The 9,019-nt window shown below is 40.9% G+C and carries 15 protein-coding genes; all 15 read left to right on the forward strand.

What is annotated here, in order from left to right; all coding sequences use genetic code 11:
- The first annotated feature begins 199 nt into the window (after positions 1-199).
- On the forward strand, positions 200-598 hold the full coding sequence (gene rpsH, locus BU202_RS09625) for a 30S ribosomal protein S8 (protein ID WP_075099715.1): 399 nt from the start codon (positions 200-202) through the stop codon (positions 596-598).
- A 365-nt stretch (positions 599-963) separates the two neighbouring features.
- Complete coding sequence (gene rplF, locus BU202_RS09630) at positions 964-1,500, forward strand: 50S ribosomal protein L6 (RefSeq protein ID WP_075105558.1); 537 nt, start codon at positions 964-966, stop codon at positions 1,498-1,500.
- Positions 1,501-1,587: 87 nt separating this feature from the next.
- Positions 1,588-1,944 carry a 50S ribosomal protein L18 gene (gene rplR / locus BU202_RS09635; protein WP_067087634.1) on the forward strand — a complete coding sequence of 119 codons (357 nt, stop codon included), beginning with the start codon at positions 1,588-1,590 and terminating at the stop codon, positions 1,942-1,944.
- A gap of 18 nt (positions 1,945-1,962) precedes the next feature.
- The gene (rpsE, locus tag BU202_RS09640) at positions 1,963-2,457 is read left to right on the forward strand and encodes a 30S ribosomal protein S5 (RefSeq protein WP_075105559.1); all 495 of its coding nucleotides are present in this window, start codon (positions 1,963-1,965) and stop codon (positions 2,455-2,457) included.
- A gap of 13 nt (positions 2,458-2,470) precedes the next feature.
- Complete coding sequence (gene rpmD / locus BU202_RS09645; protein ID WP_067087637.1) at positions 2,471-2,653, forward strand: 50S ribosomal protein L30; 183 nt, start codon at positions 2,471-2,473, stop codon at positions 2,651-2,653.
- 140 nt (positions 2,654-2,793) lie between these two features.
- Positions 2,794-3,234, forward strand: coding sequence for a 50S ribosomal protein L15 (rplO, locus tag BU202_RS09650; protein ID WP_075105560.1), 441 nt, complete (start codon positions 2,794-2,796; stop codon positions 3,232-3,234).
- A gap of 12 nt (positions 3,235-3,246) precedes the next feature.
- Positions 3,247-4,554 carry a preprotein translocase subunit SecY gene (gene secY / locus BU202_RS09655; protein WP_075105561.1) on the forward strand — a complete coding sequence of 436 codons (1,308 nt, stop codon included), beginning with the start codon at positions 3,247-3,249 and terminating at the stop codon, positions 4,552-4,554.
- Between the two features lie 93 nt (positions 4,555-4,647).
- On the forward strand, positions 4,648-5,289 hold the full coding sequence (locus BU202_RS09660; protein ID WP_075105562.1) for an adenylate kinase: 642 nt from the start codon (positions 4,648-4,650) through the stop codon (positions 5,287-5,289).
- A gap of 120 nt (positions 5,290-5,409) precedes the next feature.
- Positions 5,410-5,628: a translation initiation factor IF-1 gene (infA, locus tag BU202_RS09665; protein WP_002936627.1), complete on the forward strand. Its 219-nt coding sequence runs from the start codon at positions 5,410-5,412 to the stop codon at positions 5,626-5,628.
- Positions 5,629-5,652: 24 nt separating this feature from the next.
- Positions 5,653-5,769 carry a 50S ribosomal protein L36 gene (rpmJ, locus tag BU202_RS09670; protein WP_001808836.1) on the forward strand — a complete coding sequence of 39 codons (117 nt, stop codon included), beginning with the start codon at positions 5,653-5,655 and terminating at the stop codon, positions 5,767-5,769.
- 17 nt (positions 5,770-5,786) lie between these two features.
- Entirely contained in the window at positions 5,787-6,152 is a 366-nt protein-coding gene (gene rpsM / locus BU202_RS09675; protein WP_002936622.1) for a 30S ribosomal protein S13, read from the forward strand.
- A gap of 17 nt (positions 6,153-6,169) precedes the next feature.
- Entirely contained in the window at positions 6,170-6,553 is a 384-nt protein-coding gene (gene rpsK / locus BU202_RS09680; RefSeq protein WP_004195509.1) for a 30S ribosomal protein S11, read from the forward strand.
- 43 nt (positions 6,554-6,596) lie between these two features.
- The gene (locus BU202_RS09685; RefSeq protein ID WP_075105563.1) at positions 6,597-7,535 is read left to right on the forward strand and encodes a DNA-directed RNA polymerase subunit alpha; all 939 of its coding nucleotides are present in this window, start codon (positions 6,597-6,599) and stop codon (positions 7,533-7,535) included.
- 11 nt (positions 7,536-7,546) lie between these two features.
- Positions 7,547-7,933 carry a 50S ribosomal protein L17 gene (gene rplQ, locus BU202_RS09690; RefSeq protein ID WP_000331493.1) on the forward strand — a complete coding sequence of 129 codons (387 nt, stop codon included), beginning with the start codon at positions 7,547-7,549 and terminating at the stop codon, positions 7,931-7,933.
- Between the two features lie 331 nt (positions 7,934-8,264).
- Positions 8,265-8,741: a hypothetical protein gene (locus BU202_RS09695; protein ID WP_075105564.1), complete on the forward strand. Its 477-nt coding sequence runs from the start codon at positions 8,265-8,267 to the stop codon at positions 8,739-8,741.
- The last annotated feature ends 278 nt before the right edge of the window (positions 8,742-9,019 follow it).

The raw sequence follows: 9,019 nt of genomic DNA on the forward strand, positions 1-9,019 counted from the left end.
AACTAATCATCGTTAGTTCAACAATGGTAGAATTTGCTGATGTGAATCCGGACTAAGAGCTGTGTAAAATAGATAAGTCTCTTCTTGTTCATCGAACAATCGTCGATTTCCTAATTTTACCTTGCTCTTTACGTCCTTGCTATCATTATTAACTAGCAAGTGAGAACTTCAAACTACTAGTAAGAGGAGAATTTTTAAAATGGTTATGACTGACCCAATTGCAGACTTTTTGACACGTATTCGTAACGCAAACCAAGCAAAACACGAAGTGCTTGAAGTGCCTGCATCAAACATCAAAAAAGGAATTGCTACAATTCTTAAAAACGAAGGTTTTGTAAAAAACGTTGAATTCATTGAAGATGACAAACAAGGCATCGTGCGCGTATTCTTGAAATACGGACCAAACGGTGAAAAAGTTATCACAAACTTGAAACGTGTATCAAAACCAGGTCTTCGTGTTTACTCAAAACGTGAAGATATTCCTAAAGTTCTTAACGGACTTGGAATTGCAATCATCTCTACATCAGAAGGTCTTTTGACAGACAAAGAAGCTCGTCAAAAGAACGTTGGTGGAGAGGTAATCGCATACGTTTGGTAAAATTCTAGCTTCCAAATTCGTCATGATTCGTCGTTATTGCCTTTTGCCGTACGTCAGTACTGCCTGCAAGGCAATACCTAGATGATATGAGGAGCATTACGGGCACCGCAAGATTGTTTATCTATTTTGCAAAGTCCGAGTTCTGATTGTTTATCAAATAATAACTTAGCTTAGTGATGCTATTCAGCCGGATTTGCGGATGTGAACACGGACTAAGAGCCGTGCGAAATAGATAAATCTTCTCTTGTTCATCGAACAATCGTCGATTCCCTAATTTCGCTTTGCTCTTTACGTCCTTAGTATCATAAGCTCCCGTGAAAACTGGTCGTTGATCGGCCTGATAATCTAACAGGAGAAATAAAAACATGTCACGTATTGGTAATAAAGTAATTACATTGCCTGCTGGTGTTGAGCTTTCGCAAAACAACGGTGTGGTAACTGTAAAAGGACCTAAAGGGGAATTGACTCGTGAATTCCCAACTGCTATTGAAATCCGTGTGGAAGGTACTGAAGTAACACTTCACCGTCCAAACGATTCAAAAGAAATGAAGACTATTCACGGTACAAGCCGTGCTAACCTCAACAACATGGTTGTTGGTGTTTCTGAAGGCTTCAAAAAAGAACTTGAAATGCGTGGTGTCGGTTACCGTGCGCAACTTGCAGGTAACAAATTGACACTTGCTGTTGGTAAATCACATCCAGATGAAGTGGTTGCACCAGAAGGTATCACATTTGAAGTTCCAGCACCAACACAAATCATCGTGTCTGGTATCAACAAAGAAGTTGTTGGTCAAACAGCAGCTTATATCCGTAGCCTTCGTGCTCCTGAACCTTACAAAGGTAAAGGTATCCGCTATGTTGGTGAATTTGTTCGCCGCAAAGAAGGTAAAACAGGTAAATAATGATGTTTCCGAGTGGATTTTCCACATCGCGCATTATATTCCAACGTATCTCATACAGATATGATCAATAATTAAGAGGTGAAAATTGTGATTTCAAAACCAGATAAAAACAAAATCCGCCAAAAACGCCATCGTCGTGTTCGCGGTAAAATCTCTGGAACTGCTGCTCGCCCACGTTTGAACATTTTCCGTTCTAATACAGGCATCTACGCTCAAGTGATTGATGACGTAGCGGGTGTAACGCTCGCAAGCGCTTCTACTCTTGATAAAGAAGTTTCAAAAGGTACTAAGACAGAACAAGCCGTTGTTGTAGGTAAACTCGTTGCTGAACGCGCAGTAGCGAAAGGTATTTCTGAAGTGGTCTTTGACCGCGGTGGATATCTCTATCACGGACGTGTGAAAGCATTGGCTGAAGCAGCTCGTGAAAACGGATTGAAATTCTAATAGGGAGGACACTAAGAAATGGCATTTAAAGATAACGCAGTTGAATTTGAAGAACGCGTAGTAGCCATCAACCGTGTTACAAAAGTTGTTAAAGGTGGACGTCGTCTTCGCTTTGCAGCTCTTGTGGTTGTTGGTGACCGTAATGGTCGTGTAGGTTTCGGTACTGGTAAAGCTCAAGAAGTACCAGAAGCTATCCGTAAAGCAGTTGAATCTGCTAAGAAAAACTTGATTGAAGTACCAATGGTTGGTACAACAATTCCTCACGAAGTTCGTTCAGAATTTGGTGGAGCTCGCATCATGTTGAAACCAGCTGCAGAAGGAGCTGGGGTTGCTGCGGGTGGTGCTACTCGTGCGGTTATCGAGTTGGCAGGTATCGCTGATGTGACTTCTAAGTCACTTGGTTCAAACACTCCAATTAACGTTGTACGTGCAACAGTTGAAGGTTTGAAACAATTGAAACGTGCGGAAGAAGTGGCTGCACTTCGTGGCGTTTCAGTTTCTGATTTAGCATAAGAAAGGGGATAACATGGCTCAAATTAAAATTACTTTGACTAAGTCTCCAATCGGTCGCAAACCAGAACAACGTAAAACAGTTGTTGCCCTTGGACTTGGCAAATTAAACAGTTCAGTTATCAAAGAAGATAACGCTGCTATTCGTGGAATGGTTACAGCAATCTCTCACTTGGTAACTGTTGAAGAAGTTAACTAATTGTAACTTTGAAAAAACACATGACGAAGTCGCTTAGAGAAATCTTTGCGACTTACTGTCAATTCTGTATAGGCGAGTTTTTAGGTTGAGGCCTTACCCAGCCTAAAGGCGCTAGCATTTTACACATAAGGAGAAAATAAATGAAACTTCATGAATTACAACCTGCTACAGGTTCTCGTAAAACTCGTAACCGCGTTGGTCGTGGTACATCATCAGGTAACGGTAAGACTTCAGGTCGTGGACAAAAAGGTCAAAAAGCTCGTAGCGGTGGTGGCGTACGTCTAGGTTTTGAGGGTGGACAAACTCCATTGTTCCGTCGCCTTCCAAAACGTGGATTTACTAACATCAATGCTAAAGAGTATGCGATTGTTAATCTTGACCAATTGAACGCTTTTGAAGATGGTGCAGAAGTAACACCAGTTGTGCTTGTTGAAGCTGGTATTGTGAAAGCTGAAAAATCAGGAATTAAAATTCTTGGTAACGGCGAATTGACAAAGAAATTGACTGTGAAAGCAGCGAAATTCTCTAAATCAGCTGAAGAGGCTATTACTGCCAAAGGTGGTTCAGTAGAAGTCATCTAAGAGAGGTGACCTATGTTTTTTAAACTATTAAAAGATGCATTTAAGGTAAAGAACGTCCGTACGAAAATCTTGTTTACGATTTTTATCTTATTTGTCTTTCGTGTTGGAACGCACATCACAGTTCCAGGAGTGAACGTTAAAAGTCTCGAAGCCTTATCCAATATTCCATTTTTGAATATGTTGAGTTTGGTTTCCGGGAATGCCATGCGTAATTTCTCCGTATTCGCCTTAGGTGTCAGTCCTTACATCACTGCCTCAATCATTGTTCAGCTGATGCAGATGGACCTCGTACCTAAGTTTGTGGAATGGGGTAAGCAGGGGGAAGTAGGACGTCGTAAGTTGAATCAAGCGACACGCTACATTTCCTTGGCTTTAGCTTTTGTCCAGTCAGCCGGAATCACTGCAAGTTTTAATGCCTTGTCCGGAGCCAAGCTGACAACTATGCCCCTGAATTGGAAGACCTATCTCATTATTGGGGCAATTTTGACAACGGGTTCTGCTATCGTGACTTGGCTTGGTGAGCAGATTACGGATAAAGGATATGGTAATGGTACATCCATGATTATCTTTGCCGGAATCATCTCATCACTACCTGATACGATTCACGATATCTATGTTGATCGCTTTGTCAATATCGAATCAAGTCGTTTGGGAGAATCTGCCCTGTTAGTTGGCGTTTTGTTGGTAGCAGTTTTAGCAATTGTTTACTTTACAACCTTCGTTCAACAAGCAGAGTATAAAATTCCAATCCAATACACTAAACGTGCTCAAGGTGCACCGTCAAGTTCTTACTTGCCGTTGAAACTCAATCCGGCAGGTGTTATTCCGGTCATCTTCGCAGGTTCTATTACAGCTATTCCGACATCACTTCTCCAGTTCTTTGCGAGCCAGAATAAGAGTATTTCTTGGCTATCCACTGTTCGAGAATACTTTGATTACTCTACAATCAAAGGGATGATTGTTTATGCTGTATTGATTATTCTCTTTACCTTCTTCTATAGCTTTGTTCAGGTAAATCCAGAAAAGGCTGCAGAAAATCTCCAAAAGAGTGGAGCGTACATCCACGGAGTGCGTCCAGGTAAGGGAACAGAAGAATACTTCTCAAAATTATTAACACGCCTTGCAACAGTTGGATCCCTATTCCTAGGATTTGTTGCATTGTTACCGATTCTTGCACAAAATGTCTTTGGGCTCACTTCTAAAATTGCCTTCCTCGGAACAAGTTTAATCATCGTGATTATGACAAGTATCGAAGGAATCAAGCAGTTAGAAGGTTACCTGCTCAAGAGAAAATATGTAGGTTTCATGGAAACAGAATAGACTATAGGTTGACCTAGTCAACCTTCTATTTTGTTTTTTGATAAGTTTGTCAATCGTGGCAAATTTATGTGAAAACAAAATAAGGAGTTTATCATGAATCTTTTAATTATGGGTTTGCCAGGTGCTGGTAAAGGAACGCAAGCTGCAAAAATTGTTGAAAAATTTGACGTAGTGCATATTTCAACAGGTGATATGTTCCGTGCAGCGATGGCAAATCAGACAGAAATGGGTTTGTTGGCAAAATCCTATATTGATAAAGGTGACTTGGTGCCTGATGAAGTAACCAATGGTATTGTCAAAGAACGCTTAGCGCAAGAAGATATCAAGGAAAAAGGTTTCTTATTGGACGGCTACCCTCGAACAATCGAGCAAGCACATGCCTTGGATGAAGCCTTGAAAAACCTTGGCATCACACTCGAAGGGGTTATCAATATCGAGATTGATCCAGCTAAGTTGGTCGAACGTCTCAGCGGACGCATCATCCATCGTGAAACAGGTGAAACCTTCCACAAGGTCTTTAATCCACCTGCAGAAGGATACGACGAAAAGGATTACTACCAACGCGAAGATGACAAACCAGAATCTGTCAAACGTCGCTTAGAAGTCAATATTGCCCAAGGACAACCGATCATTGATCACTATCGTGCTGCAGGTTTAGTACACGATATTGAAGGGGATCAAGACATCGAAGTCGTCTTTGCAGATATTGAAAAAGTTTTATCAAAATTGCAATAAAATAGGGGATTTAGCTTGCGTTTTCTTGACGAAAATGATAGAATAGCTTAGTCTGACTTATAATTGTTACCTCTGTGTTCAGAGGACATCAAATCGAAATTTAGAGGGGGATACTTTTGCATGGCAAAAGAAGATGTGATTGAAATTGAAGGTAAGGTAGTTGATACCATGCCAAATGCTATGTTTACTGTAGAGTTGGAAAATGGACACCAGGTTCTCGCAACTGTTTCAGGAAAAATCCGCAAAAACTACATTCGTATTTTGGTCGGTGATCGCGTAACGGTTGAACTTAGTCCATATGACTTGACACGTGGACGTATCACATACCGCTTTAAATAGTCGAAATACTTGGAGGGATTAAACATGAAAGTAAGACCATCGGTCAAACCAATTTGCGAATACTGCAAAGTTATTCGTCGTAATGGTCGTGTTATGGTAATTTGCCCAGCAAATCCAAAACACAAACAACGTCAAGGATAAGATAGAAAGGAGAAAAAATGGCTCGTATTGCTGGAGTTGATATTCCAAACGACAAACGTGTAGTAATTTCATTGACTTACGTATACGGTATTGGTCTTGCAACATCTAAAAAAATTCTTGCAGCAGCTGGAATCTCAGAAGATGTTCGCGTAAAAGATTTGACTTCTGATCAAGAAGATGCAATCCGTCGTGAAGTAGATGCGATTAAAGTTGAAGGTGACCTTCGTCGTGAAGTAAACTTGAACATCAAACGTTTGATGGAAATCGGTTCATACCGTGGAATTCGTCACCGTCGTGGACTTCCTGTCCGTGGACAAAACACTAAAAACAACGCTCGCACTCGTAAAGGTAAAGCTGTTGCGATTGCAGGTAAGAAAAAATAAAATAGGAGGTAGAAAAATTGGCTAAACCAACACGTAAGCGTCGTGTGAAAAAAAATATCGAATCTGGTATTGCACACATTCACGCTACATTTAATAACACTATTGTTATGATTACTGATGTGCATGGTAATGCGATCGCTTGGTCATCAGCTGGTGCTCTTGGTTTTAAAGGTTCTCGTAAATCTACACCATTTGCGGCTCAAATGGCTTCAGAAGCAGCTGCTAAATCTGCACAAGAACACGGTCTTAAAACAGTTGAAGTTACAGTAAAAGGCCCAGGTTCAGGTCGTGAGTCTGCTATCCGCGCTCTTGCTGCCGCTGGTCTTGAAGTAACAGCAATTCGTGATGTGACTCCTGTACCACACAATGGTGCTCGTCCTCCAAAACGTCGCCGTGTATAATCAACTAACGATACACAGCTTTTCGTTTAAGAGGGAGTAAGAAATGATTGAGTTTGAAAAACCAACTATAACAAAAATTGATGAAAATAAAGATTACGGCAGATTTGTTGTCGAACCATTAGAACGTGGTTATGGAACAACTCTTGGGAACTCACTTCGTCGTGTACTTCTTGCGTCACTACCAGGTGCGGCAGTAACGTCTATTAAAATTGACGGTGTACTACACGAGTTCGACACAGTTCCAGGTGTCCGTGAAGATGTGATGCAAATTATTTTGAACATCAAAGGCATTGCTGTAAAATCTTATGTCGAAGACGAAAAGACGATAGAGCTTGATGTTACAGGTCCGGCAGAAATTACTGCAGGAGATATCTTGACAGATAGTGATATTGAAATTGTTAACCCTGACCATTATCTCTTTACCATCAGTGAAGGTGCGAGCTTTAAAGCTATCATGACGGTGAATACCGGTCGTGGATATGTACCAGCTGAAGGCAATAAAAAAGATGATGCGCCAGTTGGCACACTTGCAGTAGATTCTATCTACACGCCAGTGAAAAAAGTCAATTATCAAGTTGAACCAGCTCGCGTTGGTAGCAACGACGGTTTTGACAAATTAACGCTTGAAATCATGACTAACGGGACAATCATTCCAGAAGATGCCTTGGGTCTTTCTGCGCGTATTCTAATGGAGCACTTAGGTCTGTTTACTGATTTGACAGAAGTTGCGAAATCAGCAGAAGTGATGAAAGAAGCTGAAGAAGCATCAGATGATCGTATGTTGGATCGTACGATTGAAGAATTAGATTTGTCTGTTCGTTCATATAACTGTTTGAAACGTGCAGGTATCAATACTGTATTTGATTTGACAAAAAAAACTGAACCAGAAATGATGAAAGTACGCAATCTTGGACGCAAGAGTCTTGAAGAAGTCAAAGTTAAATTGGCTGACCTTGGTTTGGGATTGAAAAAAGATAAATAAAGGAGGAATACATGGCTTACCGTAAACTAGGACGCACTAGCTCACAACGTAAAGCAATGCTTCGCGACTTGACAACAGATCTTTTGATCAATGAATCAATCGTTACAACTGAAGCTCGTGCAAAAGAAATCCGTAAAACAGTTGAAAAAATGATTACACTTGGTAAACGTGGTGACTTGCACGCTCGTCGTCAAGCAGCAGCATTTGTTCGTAACGAAATCGCATCAGAAAACTATGATGAAGCTACTGATAAATACACATCAACTACAGCTCTTCAAAAATTGTTCTCTGAAATCGCACCTCGTTATGCAGAACGCAACGGTGGATACACTCGTATCTTGAAAACGGAACCACGTCGTGGTGACGCTGCACCAATGGCAATCATTGAACTTGTATAAGATCATCAATTTTGTTGAGTGTTATGATGGTGGAATGTTGAGGCATTCTTAGTCTAGCTCTGGTCTACCGCTGGGTTTTTCCCAGCGGGAACACTCATCAGATGAAAACGCAACGCTTGTTTACGAAATCGCTTTGATAAAAACGATTTCGTAAGCAGGCGTTTTTTATCGCTTTGCTAAGGAATAAAAGAATAGGTGTCAATAGAAGTGAGGAAAAGTCCTTTAGTTCCTTGCTGACCAAAGATTTAGGACAAAAAAGTCCTTTTTCTTTTTTCTCTGATTGGATATACTTCCTATAGGGAAATCCACTATAGAGAAAGGAGAGAAAAATATGGAGTTTAAAGAAGTGTATGCCAAGGTACGACCGATTGTTCAAAAGACACGGCGGGAATACTATGTCAAACTATGGGAACCGGAAGACTGGGATCAAGAAGGAATGTATGTCCTATATCGCTTGCTCCAGCAAGAAGATGAAATCGTAAGAGATGAGTCTCGCTTGCTTCGTTATTTCAAGGTCAAATTCCGTAATTATGTCAACGATATATTGCGTAGACAAAGTACACAAAAACGCGGCTTTGACCGCCTCCGTTACGAGGAGATAGGAGAAATATCTCATATGGTCAGCAGTGGTGGCCTGCTCACAGATGAATTAGTGTGCCTTCGTGATTCACTAGCGCGCTATCGTTCTACACTAAGTCCGCGTGATTCTAAAAAGTATGATACGCTCGTCAGTGGTGCTCGCTTCAAAGGTCGAAAGAAGCTGCTACGCTCCCTTCGCCAACACCTCATAAGTGAAGATAAGATATAGTAAAAAATAGCGCCTCCCCCTTGACAAGCATGGGTGATTTGTAGTAGATTATATTAGCAGTAAGATGACCTCGGCCTTTTCCGTATTGCCAGACATGGAGAATTGAAAAAAATTCAAAAAAAATTCAAAAAGTAGTTGACATGTTAAGGAAGAGGTGATATACTGATATAGTTGTCGCTTGAGAGAGCGGACGGACAAGACCTTTGAAAATTAAAGAAGACGAACCAAACGTGCAGGGTGGTTTATGGAGACATAAACCGTCAATGAACGAAAAAAAT

It is taken from the genome of Streptococcus cuniculi (assembly GCF_001921845.1).
Lineage (GTDB): Bacteria > Bacillota > Bacilli > Lactobacillales > Streptococcaceae > Streptococcus > Streptococcus cuniculi.